The organism is Sporomusaceae bacterium ACPt (genome assembly GCA_041428575.1).
Taxonomy (GTDB): Bacteria; Bacillota; Negativicutes; order Sporomusales; family Sporomusaceae; genus Sporomusa_D; species Sporomusa_D carbonis.
The window spans coordinates 965,130-983,477 of record CP155570.1; the positions used below are offsets into that span (position 1 = coordinate 965,130).

The window sequence follows — 18,348 nt, forward strand, 5'->3', positions numbered from 1 at the left end:
TAGTATGCAAAACAAACTTGAATTGTTGCTGATGGCCTTTATGATGGCCTTTATGATCATTATTGCTGGTTGTGACAGTTCGGCACCTGCTAGTCAGCCGGTACCGACAACACCACCCAAGGCTGTTGAACAGCCGCAGCCCGGGACTGGTAATCCCGGTTCGGAACAGACTATGTTGCTGACTGTTTATCATGCAACCAAAGATGCTATGTATCTTGTTCCGGAGACTCACAAAGTGCCTGTAAATAGCCATCCGGCCCGTACTGCCATTGAATTGTTGCTTGCCGGAACCAAAAATCCCGAGCTGGTTAACGTTATTCCACCAGGGACTAAGTTAAAGAACCTGACAATTAAAGATCATATCGCCTATGTTGATTTTGACGACAAACTGGTTAAGAAGAATACTGGCGGTTCAGCAAGTGAACTTTTGCTGGTTGGCGCCATTGTCAACACTCTTACTGAATTTCCCGATATCCATCAGGTCCAAATCATGGTTGAAGGCAAGAAAATTGGAACCATTTCCGGACATGTTGATACCAGTGAACCGCTCAGCCGGTCTGAGCAAGTTATTAAGAAGTGAAAAAAGCAGTTCTTCAAATATGAAGAACTGCTTTTTTCTATCGCAACTTCAACCCCGGCTTAACGATAGCCCATGTTTACGCAGCTTATTGAGCACCGCAGTATGCGAAAGTCCCAAAGCTGCGCCCAGTTGCCGCGATGTAGTGTATTTTGCCATAGCTTTGATAAGAACATTGCGCTCAACTTCGTTCACTATCTCTTCCAGCGTGCGATTGCAGCCTGGGAGGGTAGCGGGAGCAGCCGGTGTATAATCCTGGTCAAAAATAATGTGTTCGCCCAGGATAATGTTACCAGAAACAATGTTAACTGTGCGTTCGATAACGTTTTCGAGTTCCCGGATGTTGCCTGGCCAATGGTAATTATAAAGTTTTTCCAAAGCGGTCTGACTTATGGTGTCAACATCCTTGTGGAGACGGGCGGCATAACGTTTGAGAAAAAACTGGGCTAGCAGCGGTATATCATCTCTCCGTTGACGTAGCGGCGGGATAAATAGCGGAATTACATTGAGGCGATAATACAAATCTTCACGAAAGCTGCCTTTGGCAATCATAGCTTCCAAGTTACGGTTGGTAGCGGCCAAAATACGTACATCAACGGCAATTTCCCGTGTACTGCCAATACGGCGGACTTTTCCCTCCTGCAGTACCCGGAGTAATTTGGCCTGTAGATGGGAAGAAATTTCGCCAATTTCATCCAGGAAAATGGTGCCGCCGTTGGCAAATTCGAATAGGCCCTGTTTGCCGCCTTTAACGGCGCCGGTAAAAGCGCCATCTTCATAACCAAACAGTTCACTTTCAAGCAAGGTATCAGGAACAGCCGCGCAGTTGAGCGGCACAAACATTTTATTATGGCGGCGTGAAGCGGCGTGGAGTGCTCTGGCAAACAATTCTTTGCCGGTGCCTGTCTCGCCACGGATAAGCACAGTAGATTCACCGCGGGCAATCGATTTGGCAAGTGTTACTACCCGGTGCATGGCCTGGCTGGTGAAGAGAATTTCATCAAAGGTAATCTGGAGTTGGCCTGTTACTGTGTATACCAGCTCCCGGACAGCGCTGATGTCTTTGATAATTGCCACCGCGCCAATAATACGGCGGCTTTTGTCAATAATGGGCCGGCCGCTTGACAAGTAATGACTTTTGGTCTTTTCCAGAACAATCTCTCGGTTATTGTAAAGCATGCCATGTTTTAGAGTATCTAATAACGGACAGGTTGGAGGAAAGATATCGGCAAATAATTGTCCGATAACGTCTGTTGCCGGCAAGCGCACGATTTTTTCGGCAGCCGGGTTGTATTGGGTGATCCGGCCTTCAAGGTCAATGCCGATAATCCCTTCGCTTATAGAGGTAAGCACGGCATTTAGTTGTTCGGCCCGTTCCTGATGAGGCATAAGGCTAATTTCAGTTACCGCAGTGATCTGCGGTATTGAACGCAGTTCATTAATAATGTTTTGTTTAGCCAATTCTTCTAGCGGTTCAACTTCAATAAAAATACTATTAAGTTCAACTTCCATGGAAATTATATTAATCTTTTTAACGGCAAGGACACGGGAAATGTCGAGGACAAGTCCAACTCTGTCAATGTTGGATATTCTGAGTCGCAGGTTATCCATCTTGAAAGACCTCCTGGTGCAACCGGCTGTTATTTACAGATAAATTTGCTGTAAGCGCTAAAAATCCTTTGATTGATACAACTTTTTTTCACGCTGTGGTATACTACCTTTGCAGGAAATGGCTGCATAAAAGAGAAATTATTAGAAACATTATGCAGCCGTAAAGGTGGTGTTTTTATGAACAGCCTTAAAGAGTTAGGCGAATTTGGCCTAATTGACGTACTTAAACAAGATACGATTAATGACCACAGTAGTGTTGTGGTCGGCATTGGTGACGATGCTGCGGTGCTGCTTCCGACACCCAAGCAACTGCAACTGTTGACAACAGACATGCTGGTCGAGTCGGTGCATTTTGATTTAACGACCACCACTCCCTGGCAGCTTGGCTATAAAGCCATTGCTGTTAATTTAAGCGATATTGCCGCTATGGGAGGAGCACCCCGTCATGCGGTGGTATCGGTGGCTTTGCCTCACTCTACGCCGCCGGATTTGGTGGTAAACTTATACAAAGGTATGAAAGAAATTTGCCATGAATTTTGTGTTAATATTGTCGGCGGCGATACCGTTTCCAGCCCCCATGGACTGGTTATCAATGTAGCTGTGACCGGTGAGGTTGAACCGGCTAATCTGGTACGCCGTTCGGGGGCTCAACCTGGTGATGTTGTGGTTGTGACCGGCAATTTGGGTAGTTCTGCGGCAGGACTGGAATTATTGACAGCAGGTCAATGGGAGGATTACGATTTTGCCTGGCCGCTGGTTACGGCTCATTTAACGCCCCGGCCGCAGGTTAAACTTGGACAATTGGTAGCTGCCGCCGGAGCTACCAGTATGGATGACATTAGTGACGGGATTGCCAGTGAAGCCAATGAAATAGCTAGTGCCAGCCAAGTTGGCATTAGGCTTTATGCCGGACAGATACCGCTTGCTGCTGAACTTAAAGAAGCGGCGGCTAAACTGGGGAAAACACCGCTTGATTACGCCCTGTACGGAGGCGAAGACTTTCAGTTGGTGTTTACCATGGAGCCGGGCAAATATGCGGCGCTGTTAGCGGCTAATCCGGAATTGCCGGTGACAAAAGTCGGCGAAGTGGTTGACGCTGGCGAAGGCGTAACGCTTGTTGATCAAGCCGGTCAGGTTCAAACGCTGAAAGCCAGAGGGTATAACCATTTCCGACAGGAGGATTAATTCTATGCTAGTGTTCAAAACAGCATCACCGGACGAAACTTATGAACTGGGGCAAGAAGTAGCCAGAGTGCTGAAACCTGGTGATGTTTTATGCTTATCCGGCAATCTCGGGACAGGCAAGACGCTGCTAACCCAGGGAATTGCCGCCGGGCTTAACGTGACTGACGCGGTTGCCAGTCCGACTTTTACGGTGCTTAATGTTTATCAGGGAATGGCTGATGGGGGCCAGGAATTGTCGATATACCATTTTGATTTGTACCGCCTGGAACATCCGGCTGAGCTTGCTGATATCGGTTTTGACCATTATATTGGAGCCGGTGGCGTCGCCATTATTGAGTGGCCGGAAAAATTCCTCGAGTTTTTGCCGGAAGAACGCCTGTGGCTGACACTAAAGCCTGGCGATTCGCCAAGTGAAAGGGTTATCTGCCTTAAGGATGAGGGAGCTCGGTATAGAGAGATTTGTGAGGAGTTGAAACAGTTTGCCCATTCTTGCTATCGATACAGCAACCCTTGTGTCTAGTGTGGCTATTGCTACGGCAGATACGCTGGTGGCTGAACTTACCATTCAGACGCGTAAAACTCATTCTGAGCACTTGATGCCGCATATTGCCAGTTTGTTAACCATGGCTGAGACGCCGCAAAACAGTCTTAAGGCCATTGCCGTAAGTATTGGCCCAGGCTCATTTACAGGCCTCAGGATTGGCTTGGCGACAGCTAAGGCGTTGGCTTATGCGCTTACTGTTCCGCTTATCGGTGTGCCTACTTTGGCTGCGCTGGCTTTTGCCTGTCCGGCTCCGGGGGTGCTTTTAGCCCCCATGCTGGATGCCCAGAAAGGCAACATTTATCTAGGGCTTTATGAATGGCGGGACGGCATTATGCATGAAACCCAGCCACCGCGGGTAGTGGCTTTTTCCGAGGCGCAGGCCGGACTTGCCGGTATGGGTAGGCCTGTCATTATGCTCGGAGAAGCGGCTGTTATGCATAAGTCGGAAATTAATAATCCTGCGCCGCCCCATGTCATTATACCCCGTGCCGGCAGTGTGGCTGTCATGGCCCAGTACATGTATGCCCAAGGCATAAGACATGACGTTGCTACTTTAGAGCCGCTCTACATCCGCCGCTCAGAAGCCGAGGAACTATGGGAACGACGGCAGGCTCAGGGGTGCCGGTGATGGCAGACTTAATCATCAGGCCGATGAAACCTGAGGACATTGATGCTGTGCTGAAAGTCGAAGCCAAGGCGTTTGCTACGCCTTGGTCGCGCGCCGCTTTCGAAGAAGAAATCTGTAATAACGACCTGGCGCATTATCTGGTAGTTGTGGATAACGGCCAGGTCGTTGGTTATGGTGGCTTGTGGATAGTTCTGGATGAAGCCCATGTCACCAACATTGCTCTGCTGCCTGAATACCACGGCCAAGGACTGGGCTCGCTGCTCTTAGAGCACATGGTTCTTACTGCTAAAAGTCTGGGTGCGGTCAGTATGACACTTGAGGTCAGGCCATCCAATACGGCGGCTCGTAAGTTATACTCCCGTCGCGGTTTCGTTGAACGCGGCGTTAGACCTAATTATTATCAGGAGCTCGGCGAAGACGCGTTAATCATGTGGCTGGACAAATTATAAAAAAAGCGGGGGCCACGGACAGATTCGCGGCCCCCAATAGGGTGATTGTGTAAATAAAATATGCGTAAAAGCGCAAAAGGGTGACAAAGCGACAGGGCGGCCATAGCCGCCCTGTGCTTTAAAATCTATTGGAGAGTAGATTCATACTGCTCGATCATTCTACGAACCATATGACCGCCTACACGACCGCAGTCGGCAGAAGTCATAGTGGACCAACCTTGGCTACGAACGCGCTCGGAAATACCTAACTCGTTGGCAACTTCCATTTTCATGCGGTCAAGAGCGTTTTCAGCAGCCGGATTTACAGGTTTATTCGAGCGTGCCATTACTATACACCTCCTTTCGCGGACTACATGTTGCTGTCCTTGGTTTTAATTTGTCTCAGTTTGAGGATTAAAATACATCTTTATCTCATGTAATAATTAGCAGATACATTATGGAGGTCAATCCTTATGACGCAAAAATTAATCCTGGCTTTGGAAACAAGTTGTGACGAGACGTCGGCTGCCGTTGTCGCTGGCGGGCGTACAATCTTAGCGAATATTATTTCGTCGCAAGTGCCGACACATCAAAAATTTGGTGGGGTTGTGCCTGAAATTGCGTCCCGTAAACATATTGAAAATGTTATTCCCGTTGTTGACCAAGCGTTAGCTGAGGCTGGAACAATACTAGCCGATATAGAAGCCATCGGCGTTACATGTGGTCCGGGGTTGGTAGGCGCGTTGCTCGTCGGAGTGGCTACCGCCAAAGCTTTAGCTTTTGCCTTAAATAAACCACTGATTGGTGTCAATCATCTGGAAGGGCATATTTTTGCCAACTTCCTGGCCCATCGTGATTTGGAGCCACCCTTTGTGGCGCTTGTGGTATCCGGTGGCCACACTTCATTGGTTTACTTAAAAGATTACAATGATTTAGTTCTGTTAGGCCAGACCCGCGATGATGCTGCCGGTGAAGCTTTTGATAAAATTGCCCGGGTAATGAACTTTCCATATCCGGGCGGCCCACATATTGATAATGCCGCTAAACAGGGAAATCCGGCCGCAATCCCGTTTCCCCGCGCGTTTGCTGTCCAGGAGGGGGAAAATAAATTTGCTTTTAGTTTTAGCGGGCTTAAATCAGCTGTTTTAAATTATTTGAACAACGCTGCACAGCGAGGTGAGCCGGTTAGCATTCCTGATGTCGCGGCCAGTTTCCAGGCAGCAGTTGTTGACGTATTGGTCATGAAGACACTGGCAGCAGCTCAGCATACCGGTGTCGAACAGCTTGTTCTGGCTGGCGGGGTTGCGGCCAATTCTTCGCTAAAAGCAACCTTAGCTTCCCAAGCTGGCGAACAGGGGCTAAAACTGTTTTATCCACCTCCTGTGCTTTGTACTGACAACGCAGCCATGATTGCCTGTCGTGCTTACTATCAGCATTTAGCCGGCGATTATGCTGATCTCAACCTTAATGCCATACCTTCTTTGAAATTCGGTCGAATTGGATGTGGACAACAATAAAGTGACAATTGTGGATAATGTGGGTAAGTACCTGAAAAAGGCCGTTGGCGCCCTGCTAAAACGACAATGCTGTTGTGCATAACTCTGTGGATATTGTGGATAACTGCGGGGATAATGTTAGAATGAGTGTGAATAGAGATTATTAGGTGTAACTTTGTAAATTTAAGACCAGATAACAAGGAATTTTTAAGGTGGCAGTTGAATACATAGAAGATTAGCAAGCTTGTTTTATTTGCGGGATTGGGGGAAAGGGTATAAATGGGTGTAACCGCTGATATCTGCCGGAAAATAACGGCGCTAACTCCAAGTCAGACGGAAGTTGTTGATAATGCAGCAAGCGTTCTGGGGTTGGCTGCTGATTTAGCCCATGCGCAAGTTACCTTGTATGCTCCGGCCCGTAATGAGAACTTTTTGACCATTGTCGCCCAGGCGAAGCCAAATACTAGCTATATTGACTTTAAGTCCAATATTCTGGGGAGCGCCGTCCAGTCGAGCGAAGAACCGCTGGTATGGCGGACGCTTGTTTCCGGTACAAACATTGCAGGCCAGCGGGAATGGGAGTTGGGAATGGACGCGCTGGAAATGCGGGTTTACCCCATCAAAGACACCACCGGTCGGGTTATTGCCGCAGCCAGTTTTGAAACCAGCAGCCAGGAGGCCAGCGCCGACGGTCATGGAATGTTAGTGGAAACAGCTTATATGCTTCTTACTATGGCAGCGGCCAGCGGGCCGCTGGGCCGGAAAATTTATCGGCCGCTTGGCACTAGAGATGGCATTGTTATTATTGATGAGCGCAGCCATATTATTTTTGCTAATTCGGCTGCCGACGGCATTTATAAAGTGCTCGGCATCAACCGGATTATCGGCCGGCGGCTCTCTGACCGTCAAGTTAATATGAAGTTGGCGCAGCAGGCATTGTCCACAGGTCAACCACTCGAAAAGGAAATTGAAGCCGGTAACATGATTTTGGTGCAACGGGCCATTCCGATTTTTGTCGGCGGTCTGGCGGTCCGGACAGTATTTATTATTGCCGATGTTACCGAAATCAGAAAAAAAGAAAAGGAACTGCTGGTAAAATCAGCAGTGATCCAAGAGATACACCACCGGGTCAAAAATAATCTCCAGACCATTGCCAGTTTGCTCAGACTGCAGGCTCGGCGCACTAAAACTCCTGAAGTTAAAGCGGCACTCCGCGAAAGTGTTAACCGGATTTTGAGCATATCGGTGGTGCACGAATTTTTGTCGCAGCAGGACCGGGAATTTATTGATGTAGCCGAAGTAACTAAAAACATTCTTGACTTGGTTATTCAAAATATGCTTGAACCTGATTTTAACATTGAAACGGTACTCAATGGTCAGACCGTTATTCTACCGTCCGAACAGGCGAGTAGTTTAGCCTTGGTAATCAACGAGCTTATTCAAAACTCCATCGAACATGGCTTTGTCGGACGTAAAGAAGGTTTGATCGGTGTGGATATTGCGACCACACCGGAAGCATATCAGATAGATATCTATGACGATGGTATTGGTCTCCCTAAGGATTTTAGCTTGCAAAATACCAACAGTCTGGGATTACAGATAGTCCGGACGTTGATAGAAAATGACCTCGGGGGGAAATTCCGCCTGTTTTCCCGTGCCGGAACCCATGCCTTTATTACTATTCCCCGGCTGATGGAAGGCGTTAAAGAGGCGAAGGAGGAGTAACATGGACGCTTTACGGATAGTAGTTGCTGATAATGAGTCAATTATAAGGATGGACCTAAAAGAGTTATTGGAGGAAGCCGGACATAGTGTGGTTGGGGAAGCACCCGACGGAGTGAAAGCAGTGGAACTGGCCCGTAAGTACCGTCCTGACCTTGTTATCATGGATATAAAGATGCCTGAGATGGACGGCATCACGGCTGCTAAAATAATTTCTAACGAAAAACTCGCTCCGGTGCTCCTATTAACGGCTTTCAGCCAGAAAGAGATTGTTGAAAAAGCCAAGGATTCTGGCGTACTGGCTTATTTGGTCAAGCCGGTCAAAGAAGCCAACTTGTTTCCTGCTATGGAAATTGCTTTGTCAAGGTTTCAAGAGTTTGCCGAACTGGAACGGGAACTGGAAGAAGTTAAGAATTCACTGGAAACCAGAAAAGTGCTTGATCGCGCCAAAGGGATTTTAATGGATGCTTACAGTCTGACTGAAAGCGAAGCCTACCGGCGTATTCAGCAATATAGCATGAGTAAACGAAAATCAATCCGGGAAGTGGCTGCCGCCATTGTTGAATCAGCTACTCGTAAAAGATAAAGAAAGACTTAGCTTTAGGTGGGGTTTTTACCCCATCTGAAGCTAAGTTGAACTTATCCAGGGACTTAGCCGCTCTTAACTCCCGCTTATAGAAGGCGGGAGTCTTAGAGCGGCTTGATCATCGGATAAAAATTTTGCATCAGGACAGAGGCTGCTATAGCCGATGTCCTGACTTTTTTTACCTTTTAAAAAAAATTACATATTTTTTAGCTAAATGCTCTTGATTTTTGCAAGCGAATTTTATATTATAAATTATGGAATTAGCACTCAACTTTAGTGAGTGCTAACAAAACAGTTAAAATATAACACACTATAAAGGGAGGTTCTTAACATGATTAAGCCATTAGGCGACAGAGTAGTAATCGAAGCTTTGGCAAAGGAGGAAGTTACCAAGAGCGGTATTGTTCTTCCCGACACTGTCAAGGAGAAGCCGCAAGAAGGTAAAATTGTGGCTGTTGGTTCAGGCAAAACTCTGGATAATGGCCAAAAGGTTGCCTTAGACGTTAAGGTTGGTGACAAAATTATTTTCTCCAAATATGCCGGCACCGAAGTTAAAGTTGAGGGCAAAGAGTACCTCATCATCAGTGAAAGAGACATCCTTGCTATAATTGAATAATCGGCAAATAAGAAAACGAAAGGTAGGTAATACATAATGGCTAAGCAAATTCTGTTTGACGAAGAAGCCCGCCGGGCGCTCGAAAGAGGCGTAAATGCTCTGGCTAATGCTGTTAAAGTAACTTTAGGACCTAAAGGCCGCAACGTTGTGCTTGATAAAAAGTTTGGCGCTCCAGCAATTACCAATGACGGCGTAACCATCGCCCGTGATATTGAGCTGGAGGATCCGTTTGAAAATATGGGTGCGCAACTGGTTAAAGAAGTTGCCACCAAAACGAATGACGTAGCCGGTGACGGTACTACCACCGCTACTCTTTTGGCTCAAGCTATGATTCGCGAAGGCATGCGTAACGTTGCAGCCGGCGCTAACCCCATGATCCTGAAAAAGGGCATTCAAAAAGCTGTTGATGTGCTTGTTGAAGAAATCAAGAAAAGCGCCAAGAAAGTTGAAACCAAGGACGCTATTGCTCAAGTTGCCTCCATTTCGGCTGCAGACGAAGAAATTGGCAAGCTGATTGCCGAAGCTATGGAAAAAGTCGGTAAAGACGGCGTTATTACCGTTGAAGAGTCCAAAACCATGGGCACCGACCTCGAAGTTGTTGAAGGTATGCAATTTGACCGTGGCTACATTTCTCCGTATATGATTACCGACACGGATAAAATGGAAGCAGTCCTGAACGATCCATACATTCTTATCACTGACCGCAAGATCGGTGCTGTTGCCGACCTGTTGCCGGTACTGGAAAAAGTTGTTCAGCAAGGCAAAGAACTGCTCATTATCGCTGAAGATGTTGAAGGCGAAGCCTTGGCTACGCTGGTTGTCAACAAACTCCGCGGCACCTTCCGCGCTGTAGCTGTTAAAGCTCCTGGTTTCGGTGATCGCAGAAAGGCTATGCTTGAAGATATTGCCATTATCACCGGCGGTGCTGTTATCACTGAAGAATTGGGCCGCAAACTTGACAGCGTACAACTGTCCGATCTGGGCCGTGCGCGTCAAGTGCGCGTATCTAAGGAAGAAACCACTATTGTTGACGGCAATGGTCAAGCCGACGATATCAAAAAGCGTGTTAACCAAATCCGCGCTCAAATCGAAGAAACTACTTCCGACTTTGACAAAGAAAAACTGCAAGAGCGTCTGGCCAAACTTGCTGGTGGCGTAGCTGTTATCCAAGTCGGCGCTGCTACCGAAGTTGAACTCAAAGAAAAGAAACTGCGCATTGAAGACGCCCTTAACGCAACGCGCGCTGCTGTTGAAGAAGGTATTGTTGCCGGTGGCGGCACCACCTTCATCGACATTCAAGCTAGCTTAGACAACTTGAAGCTTGACGGCGACGAACAAACCGGTGTTCAAATCGTAAAACGCGCCATCGAAGAACCGGTACGTCAAATTGCCAATAACGCTGGTTTGGAAGGTTCGGTCGTTGTCGAGAATGTTAAGAAAGTCGGCAAAGGTATGGGCTTCAACGCTCTGACCGAAGAATATGTAGACATGATTGCTGCTGGTATTGTTGACCCAGCCAAAGTTACCCGCTCGGCACTGCAGAACGCTGCCAGCATCGCGGCTATGGTTCTTACCACCGAAACTCTTGTCGCTGATAAGCCTGAAAAAGAGGCTGGTGCTGCTCCTGGCGGTATGGGCGGCATGGGTGGTATGGGCGGCATGGGCGGCATGATGTAATCAGAGCCTAGAACCCCATAAAATCCGGGCTTTCTGGTAGCCGAAAAAGTCAATTGACCACATTTTGACCACATAGATGATCGTTTTATAAGAGGTTGCTCATTAAGTTGCTGAACTTTTGAGCAGCCTCTTTTTTCATGTCTTTAGTGACGTGTAAATATACCGTCCTTGTAACTTCATCGTCAGAGTGTCCTAGTCGTTCCATAATTTCTTCTAAACCGACTCCAGCTTCGGCAAGTAGGGAAGTATGAGTATGGCGCAGGGAATGAGGTGTTAAGTCCTGATTTAATCCTGATATGCGTAAAAGCCTGGCCATGCGGTTTTCTATTAACTTGATATACATAGGAGAAAATACCCGTATATAAAATGGGGCGATTGAGACTATAGTCTCATTTCATAATGTTGCATAAACCGCTTTCCTGCCGCATACATACTACTGTAGTTGCGGAAGGAGGGAAACCATATGATTATCAACCTGCGCCGCCTGTTTTATCACCGGAACATTTTTTACAGCATTGTCGGCCTGTTTGCGATATCGGCCATGTATGTGCAAATATCAGGGCTTATTAGCGGCGGTCCAATTGCTATTGCCGGTACACGCACTGATCAAAAAGTTGTAGCGCTTACTTTCGATCATTCCTGGGGTAATAAGTTTACGCCGTCGATACTAGATACTCTGCAAAAAAATGACGTGAAATCGACTTTTTTTATCATGGGGCCATGGGCCAAGAAATACCCGGAAGTTGCCCAGCGCATGGTTAAAGATGGACATGAGATTGCCAGCCATGGTTACCGGCATGAGAACTATGGCGACATGACGCCTGAATGGGTGAAGGAAGATATAACTAAAGCCCATGAGCAGATTAAAGAAGTAACTGGTGTGGAACCCCGGCTGCTTCGTCCACCTAACGGCCACTATAGCCAAAAATCGTTACAAGTGACTGATGAACTGGGCTACCGGACAATTATCTGGAATGTAGATTCATTAGACTGGAAGAATCCCGGCAGAGACGTAATTGTTGAGCGGGTCGTGAAACGCCTTAAACCTGGTGCCATTATTTTGATGCATGCGTCAGACACACCGGTACAGACTGCCGATGCGCTGCCCATTCTTATTGACAAAATTAAAGCCGAGGGGTACAAATTTGTTACTGTAGGTGAACTGCTGGAAAATTATAGTGAGAAAGGTATTCAAAGACATTAAACAGACTGAGATTGCCACGTTGTCGCTCGCAATGACCGGAGAGGGAAACCTACTTCTTGACGTCATTACGGAACGCCGGTAAGGCAATCTCAGTTTTTTTTGAGGTATTTTTTTTTCTGGCAGGATTATGGTGATATATAGCGAAATTTACAAGATTGCATAAACTTCCAAACTTATGCCGATAACTAATTTTGCCGACAACTTTGCAAGTATGATTAAGGAAGCTTAAAAAATACATGACGGAGAAGTCGATGATACAGAATGAACAAATAAAATTGGGACATATTGATTTTATTAACTGTCTGCCATTGACTCACGGTCTTAAGCAGGGTGGATTTGCTCAGGGCCTTGATATTGTGGCCGGCCCGCCGTCAATGCTTAATCAACTGGCTGTGGACGGCAAGCTTGATGTTAGTCCTGTGTCTTCGATTGTTTATGGCCATCATAACGATAAATTTCTAATTCTGCCTGAAGTATCAATAAGCGCCGACGGTTGTTTGCAGAGCATTCTGTTGGCGGCGAAACGCCCTATTGATGAATTGGGCAGCGCCCGCGTGGCGCTCACTGCCAAATCAGCTACTTCACATACACTGCTTAAAATAATTATGAATATTGCCTATAACATCACTCCGGAATACTTTGTCAGTAGCGCTGCCAGTCAAGCGGAGGCATTTGTGCAAGCTGATGCTGTGCTGCTTATCGGCGATGACGCGCTGTATGCCTACCACAACCAAACTCCTAATTACTACTACTATGATATCGGCCAGGAATGGAAGAAGTTAACCGGACAAGCCATGGTGTATGCATTATGGGTGGTAAGGCGGGAGTTTGCGGCGGCGCGGCCTGACTTAATTCCGGTTGTACATGAACGAGTAGTCGGGGGCTTTACCTATGGACTTAATCATTTGCCGGCCGCCGTAAACATGCTCTCGGGAAAAGTACCGTTCAGTGATCAACAAGTTACCGCATACATAAACTTATTAAACTACCGTCTGACGCCAGAGCATCAGGCGGCACTTCTTACTTATTACAAACTTGCGAATCGCCTGGGGCTTATTGACAGCATTCCCAGCTTAAACTTTATAAAGGTTGGTCAATGAAATTACATAAAGAAGCTAATTTAAAGGAGGATATCTACATATGATGACCGGCAAACAGGAAATGATTTTAGTCATGGACTTTGGCGGCCAATACAGCCAGTTAATCGCCAGACGAATCAGGGAATGCGGTGTATACTGCGAAATAGTGCCGTTTAACACCAGTATTGATAAAATTCGCCAGATGGCGCCTAAAGGTATAGTATTTTCAGGTGGTCCGTCCAGTGTATATGGTGAGGGTGCGCCTAAGTGCGATCCGCAGGTATTTGAGATTAATTTACCGGTGCTGGGAATTTGTTATGGTATGCAGCTTACCGCCTATACTTTAGGCGGCAAGGTCGCCCATGCTTCTTCGCGCGAATATGGCAATACCCGATTATATATTGATAAGACGACAGGTGTTTTTGCTGAAATCAACCCTGAAACTCAGGTATGGATGAGCCACGGTGATTATATCGCTGAGCCGCCGGCTGGTTTTGATATTACCGCGCACACCAACAGTACCCCTGTGGCGGCAATGGAGAATAACGAACGGCGTCTTTACGGTGTGCAGTTCCACCCTGAAGTTGTTCATACCCCTGAAGGTATGAAAATGCTCAGGAATTTCTTATTTAATATTTGCGGCTGCATTGGTGACTGGAATATGGGCTCTTTTGTTGATCAGGCGGTAGCCAAGATCAAGTCTCAAGTAGGCGACAAGCGGGTTTTGTGCGCTTTAAGTGGCGGAGTTGACTCTTCGGTTGCCGCTGTTTTAGTACATCGCGCCGTAGGCGAGCAGTTGACATGCGTATTTGTAAACCACGGTTTTTTGCGTAAAGGCGAGGCTGAGCAGGTGGTCAAAACTTTTCGTGATGGGTTTAAAATGAATTTGGTGTACGTGGATGCTGTTGAACGGTTTATGAACCGCCTTCGCGGTGTTACCGATCCTGAGCAAAAACGCAAACTTATTGGCGAAGAATTTATCCGCGTATTTGAAGCCGAAGCCGCTAAATTGGGTAACATTGACTTCCTTGTGCAAGGTACACTATATCCCGATGTTATTGAAAGTGGTACAGCCACCGCAGCTGTTATCAAAAGTCATCACAATGTGGGTGGTTTGCCTGAGGATATGAAGTTTGAACTGGTTGAGCCGCTCAGAGACTTGTTTAAAGATGAAGTACGCGCTTTAGGCCGTGAAATAAACCTGCCGGAGGATATTGTCTGGCGGCAGCCTTTCCCCGGACCTGGACTGGCGATAAGGATAATCGGTGAGATTACCGAGGAACGGCTGGAAATTCTCCGCGAAGCAGATGCTATCGTGTATCAAGAAATAAAAATTGCCGGTCTGTACCGGAAAGTTTGGCAGTCTTTCGCTGTGCTGCCTGCCATGAAGAGTGTTGGCGTTATGGGTGACGAACGCACTTATGCATATACCATCGGCCTCAGAATCGTAGAGAGCGAGGACGGTATGACTGCCGACTGGGTACGCCTGCCGTACGAAGTTCTGGACACTATTTCACGGCGGATTGTTAACGAAGTCAAAGGTGTAAACCGGATTGTTTATGATATAACCTCTAAACCACCTTCTACTATTGAATGGGAGTAGCATAGAGAAGTGAATTATGGACGGCTGCCAGCCGTCCATAATTTTTTTTATCTAAGCAGGAAAATAATAATGTATATTGAATATGCTATAAATAGGCTATACTAATTAAATTATTAAAGCGATTTAGAGTATGATATTTATTTATTGGGGGGATGTTAAAAACTTGATTTGCCGGCGCGCAGATTGATATTAAGTGTAAACCACATTTGAGTTCCACTGAGGAAGTGGAGTGCGCTTTAAGCGAAGCGGCGAGAATTGGCGCTGTAGTGGTATCAAAGCTGCCAATATGTTGGATATTTATCGGAGAGGGGTAGAAATCAGTGAATAAATTTGTGTATTTATTTAAAGAAGGCCGGGCTGATATGAGAGCTCTGTTGGGAGGTAAAGGGGCTAACCTGGCTGAGATGACCAATATCGGTTTGCCTGTGCCTCCAGGAATGACTATTACTACTGCGGCGTGTATCGAATACTATCGCTTGGGGCGTAAATTACCTGATGGGTTAATGGATGAAGTTAAACGCAATTTGACAGTTGTTGAAGAGCAGGCAGGTAAGAAGTTTGGTGATTTGACAAACCCATTATTAGTATCTGTGCGGTCAGGTGCAATGTTTTCTATGCCGGGCATGATGGACACTATCCTCAATCTGGGCTTGAACGAACAAACTGTCCAATCGGTTGCTAATAATACCGGTAATTTACGGTTTGCTTATGATTCTTATCGCCGCTTTATTCAAATGTTTGGAGATGTAGTACTGGAGATCCCTAAATATGAATTTGAAGATTTACTGAACCAACAAAAAGAAAACCAAGGTGTTAAATATGATCAAGAGCTAACGCCTGAATCACTGCGTAAAGTTATCGATAGCTATAAAAAGTTAGTACGCAGTAAAACAGGCCGTGCTTTTCCTGAAGACCCTATGGAGCAACTGAAAATGGCTATTGAAGCGGTATTCCGCTCATGGAACAACGACCGGGCTATTATTTACCGAAACTTGAATAAAATTGCTCATGATTTGGGGACGGCAGTCAACATTCAGTCTATGGTATTCGGTAATATGGGAAATGACTCAGGCACCGGCGTAGCCTTTACCCGCAATCCGTCAACCGGTGAAAATACATTATATGGCGAGTTTTTGACCAATGCTCAGGGCGAGGACGTGGTTGCCGGCATTCGCACCCCCCGGCCTATTATTCAACTAAAAGAAGAAATGCCTGAGATGTATACTGAGTTTGTCCGAATTGCCCGGTTGCTCGAAAGTCATTATAAGAACATGCAGGATATTGAATTTACTATTGAACGCGGCCGCCTCTATATACTCCAGACCCGTAACGGTAAGCGGACGGCTCAGGCCAGTGTGCGCATTGCTTATGAAATGGCCCAGGAAGGGTTAATAACTAAACAGCAAGCATTGCTTCTTGTCGATCCCAGTCAGCTGGACCAACTGCTCCACCGGCAAATTGACAGCCAGGCTCAGCTTAATGTTATCGCCAAAGGTTTGCCGGCGTCACCGGGTGCAGCTTCCGGTCAAGTGGTGTTCGACGCCGATGAAGCTGAACATTTGGGCAAGATGGGTAAAAAAGTATTGCTGGTACGCACTGAGACTACTCCTGACGATATTCACGGCATAGTCGCCGCCCAAGGCGTTCTGACCAGCCGGGGCGGGATGACCAGCCATGCTGCTGTAGTAGCCCGCGGTATGGGTAAACCATGTGTTTGTGGCTGCGAAGCTATCAAAATCGATTATATCAAGGAAGAGTTTAGCGTAGGTACTACGGTAATTAAAAAAGGTGAACTTGTCTCCATTGACGGCGCAACCGGACGCGTTATTTTAGGTCAAGTACCTATGAAAGATCCGGAAATTTCGGCCGAATACACAGCGCTCTTAAGTTGGGCCGACGAAGTAAAATATCTTGGAATACGGGCTAACGCCGACACACCGGAGGATGCTAAGAAAGCACGGGAGTTTGGTGCTACCGGCATCGGTTTGGTTAGAACAGAGCATATGTTCATGGGTCAGGACCGTCTGCCTCATGTACAACAAATGATTCTGGCCGAGACACTGGAAGACCGGCAGAAAGCACTATCCTACCTTTTACCTATGCAAGAGGGGGATTTTTACGGAATATTGAAAGCCATGGAAGGCTATCCGGTTACCATCCGTTTGTTGGACCCGCCGCTGCATGAGTTCCTGCCCAGTCTGGAAGAGTTGCTTATCGAAACAACCGAACTTAGGGTAACAGGCAAAGACCCTGTACTTCTGGAAGAAAAGCTGCGCTTATTGAAAAAAGTGCGTAGTTTACACGAATTCAATCCTATGTTAGGTCACCGAGGCTGCCGGCTGGGGATCACTTTCCCGGAAATTTACGAAATGCAAATAACAGCTATTTTTAATGCTGCTGCCAGACTTACCCAAGAAGGATATAAAGTTTTGCCAGAGGTTGAGGTTCCCCTAACTATTGATGTAAATGAAATGAAGCTATTTAAAGGAAAAATTGATGCTATAGCGAAGGCAACTATGGCCGCTGTCAATGTTAAATTCCACTATGCGGTAGGTACGATGATTGAATTGCCGCGGGCGTGTGTCATTGCCGACGAACTAGCAGAATTCTGTGATTTCTTCAGTTTTGGTACCAACGACCTGACTCAAACTACTTTTGGCTTTAGCCGCGATGACGCCGAAGGAAAATTCTTACCGCATTACCTTGAAAGCAAAATTTTAAAAGAAAATCCGTTTATTGTTATTGATCGTAAAGGTGTCGGAGCGTTTATGGACATGGCTGTAAAACGTGGCCGGAAAACCCGGCCTGACCTGGAGATCGGTATTTGTGGCGAGCACGGCGGTGAGCCTAATTCGGTTGCTTTTTGTCACGAAGTTGGCCTGAATTACGTAAGCTGTTCACCTTATCGGGTACCAATAGCCAGACTGGCAGCCGCCCAGGCAGCCATCAGTGACGGCGAAATTATTGGGACTAGGTAAAGTTTTTAAAAACTATAATAATATACTTCCGGGTGCTATATTGCGGTATCCGGAAGTATATTACTTCCACTAATTACAAAGAATAAGGTTGTTGACATCTCTTCAGTGTATGTGATATTATATACAAGTCGCCATTGATGCGACAAAATATTCCAAAATGAATGGTTTAAATTAAATTTCGGAGTAAAATTGCCAAAAAAATATGTTGACACGGTTGAATAAACCTGCTAATATATATAACTGTCGCTGCTGCGATGCAGTAGCGGTGAAAAAAAGAATGTGTTCCCTGAAAACTGAACAATGTAAGAATGCATCAAAAGCGTACTATCGTACGGGCTGCATAATATTCATGGTCTTGACGGCCGTGATGTTATGTATTCTCGATACATTGTACGGGCCAGATGTGCGGTTCGT

At 46.5% G+C, this 18,348-nt stretch carries 17 protein-coding genes; 14 read left to right on the plus strand and 3 right to left on the minus strand.

Annotated elements, in window-relative coordinates; translation table 11 throughout:
- Positions 1 to 4 precede the first annotated feature (4 nt).
- A complete protein-coding gene (locus SCACP_RS04800) occupies positions 5 to 580 on the plus strand; it encodes a GerMN domain-containing protein (protein WP_425060260.1) in 576 nt (191 codons plus the stop codon).
- 48 nt (positions 581 to 628) lie between these two features.
- Here SCACP_RS04800 and SCACP_RS04805 read toward each other — a convergent pair whose 3' ends face one another.
- The gene (locus tag SCACP_RS04805; RefSeq protein WP_425060261.1) at positions 629 to 2,188 is read right to left on the minus strand and encodes a sigma 54-interacting transcriptional regulator; all 1,560 of its coding nucleotides are present in this window, start codon (positions 2,186 to 2,188) and stop codon (positions 629 to 631) included.
- Between the two features lie 177 nt (positions 2,189 to 2,365).
- Between SCACP_RS04805 and thiL the strand changes: the two genes are divergently transcribed.
- The 4 genes from thiL to rimI are packed head-to-tail and all read left to right on the plus strand — an operon-like array spanning position 2,366 to position 4,994.
- Entirely contained in the window at positions 2,366 to 3,373 is a 1,008-nt protein-coding gene (gene thiL / locus SCACP_RS04810; RefSeq protein ID WP_425060262.1) for a thiamine-phosphate kinase, read from the plus strand.
- Positions 3,374 to 3,377: 4 nt separating this feature from the next.
- Positions 3,378 to 3,893, plus strand: a complete 516-nt coding sequence (tsaE, locus tag SCACP_RS04815; protein WP_425060263.1) for a tRNA (adenosine(37)-N6)-threonylcarbamoyltransferase complex ATPase subunit type 1 TsaE — start codon at positions 3,378 to 3,380, stop codon at positions 3,891 to 3,893.
- Positions 3,853 to 4,545: a tRNA (adenosine(37)-N6)-threonylcarbamoyltransferase complex dimerization subunit type 1 TsaB gene (tsaB, locus tag SCACP_RS04820; RefSeq protein ID WP_425060264.1), complete on the plus strand. Its 693-nt coding sequence runs from the start codon at positions 3,853 to 3,855 to the stop codon at positions 4,543 to 4,545. The genes tsaE and tsaB overlap by 41 nt, the downstream gene beginning before the upstream one ends.
- A complete protein-coding gene (gene rimI, locus SCACP_RS04825; RefSeq protein WP_425060265.1) occupies positions 4,545 to 4,994 on the plus strand; it encodes a ribosomal protein S18-alanine N-acetyltransferase in 450 nt (149 codons plus the stop codon). Before tsaB ends, rimI begins: the two co-directional genes overlap by 1 nt.
- Before the next feature lie 125 nt (positions 4,995 to 5,119).
- On the opposite strand, the gene SCACP_RS04830 is transcribed toward rimI, so the two are convergent.
- Positions 5,120 to 5,320 (minus strand): small, acid-soluble spore protein, alpha/beta type, encoded by a 201-nt coding sequence (locus tag SCACP_RS04830; protein ID WP_425060266.1) that lies wholly within the window; start codon positions 5,318 to 5,320, stop codon positions 5,120 to 5,122.
- Between the two features lie 126 nt (positions 5,321 to 5,446).
- On the opposite strand from SCACP_RS04830, the gene tsaD reads away from it, so the two are divergent.
- From tsaD to groL, 5 genes are all read left to right on the plus strand, one after another.
- Positions 5,447 to 6,490 (plus strand): tRNA (adenosine(37)-N6)-threonylcarbamoyltransferase complex transferase subunit TsaD, encoded by a 1,044-nt coding sequence (gene tsaD, locus SCACP_RS04835; RefSeq protein ID WP_425060267.1) that lies wholly within the window; start codon positions 5,447 to 5,449, stop codon positions 6,488 to 6,490.
- Positions 6,491 to 6,748: 258 nt separating this feature from the next.
- The gene (locus SCACP_RS04840) at positions 6,749 to 8,194 is read left to right on the plus strand and encodes a sensor histidine kinase (RefSeq protein WP_425060268.1); all 1,446 of its coding nucleotides are present in this window, start codon (positions 6,749 to 6,751) and stop codon (positions 8,192 to 8,194) included.
- A gap of 1 nt (position 8,195) precedes the next feature.
- Positions 8,196 to 8,777, plus strand: coding sequence for an ANTAR domain-containing response regulator (locus SCACP_RS04845; RefSeq protein ID WP_425060269.1), 582 nt, complete (start codon positions 8,196 to 8,198; stop codon positions 8,775 to 8,777).
- Between the two features lie 331 nt (positions 8,778 to 9,108).
- Positions 9,109 to 9,393: a co-chaperone GroES gene (groES, locus tag SCACP_RS04850; RefSeq protein ID WP_425060270.1), complete on the plus strand. Its 285-nt coding sequence runs from the start codon at positions 9,109 to 9,111 to the stop codon at positions 9,391 to 9,393.
- A 36-nt stretch (positions 9,394 to 9,429) separates the two neighbouring features.
- Positions 9,430 to 11,070 (plus strand): chaperonin GroEL, encoded by a 1,641-nt coding sequence (gene groL, locus SCACP_RS04855; RefSeq protein ID WP_425060271.1) that lies wholly within the window; start codon positions 9,430 to 9,432, stop codon positions 11,068 to 11,070.
- An 85-nt stretch (positions 11,071 to 11,155) separates the two neighbouring features.
- Here groL and SCACP_RS04860 read toward each other — a convergent pair whose 3' ends face one another.
- The gene (locus SCACP_RS04860; RefSeq protein WP_425060272.1) at positions 11,156 to 11,413 is read right to left on the minus strand and encodes a tyrosine-type recombinase/integrase; all 258 of its coding nucleotides are present in this window, start codon (positions 11,411 to 11,413) and stop codon (positions 11,156 to 11,158) included.
- A gap of 120 nt (positions 11,414 to 11,533) precedes the next feature.
- On the opposite strand from SCACP_RS04860, the gene pdaB reads away from it, so the two are divergent.
- The 4 genes from pdaB (at position 11,534) to ppdK (ending at position 17,934) form a co-directional block, all read left to right on the plus strand.
- The gene (pdaB, locus tag SCACP_RS04865) at positions 11,534 to 12,274 is read left to right on the plus strand and encodes a polysaccharide deacetylase family sporulation protein PdaB (RefSeq protein WP_425060273.1); all 741 of its coding nucleotides are present in this window, start codon (positions 11,534 to 11,536) and stop codon (positions 12,272 to 12,274) included.
- Positions 12,275 to 12,525: 251 nt separating this feature from the next.
- A complete protein-coding gene (locus tag SCACP_RS04870; protein ID WP_425060274.1) occupies positions 12,526 to 13,374 on the plus strand; it encodes a menaquinone biosynthetic enzyme MqnA/MqnD family protein in 849 nt (282 codons plus the stop codon).
- A gap of 40 nt (positions 13,375 to 13,414) precedes the next feature.
- Entirely contained in the window at positions 13,415 to 14,956 is a 1,542-nt protein-coding gene (gene guaA / locus SCACP_RS04875) for a glutamine-hydrolyzing GMP synthase (RefSeq protein WP_425060275.1), read from the plus strand.
- 320 nt (positions 14,957 to 15,276) lie between these two features.
- Complete coding sequence (gene ppdK / locus SCACP_RS04880; protein WP_425060276.1) at positions 15,277 to 17,934, plus strand: pyruvate, phosphate dikinase; 2,658 nt, start codon at positions 15,277 to 15,279, stop codon at positions 17,932 to 17,934.
- Positions 17,935 to 18,348: the final 414 nt, after the last annotated feature.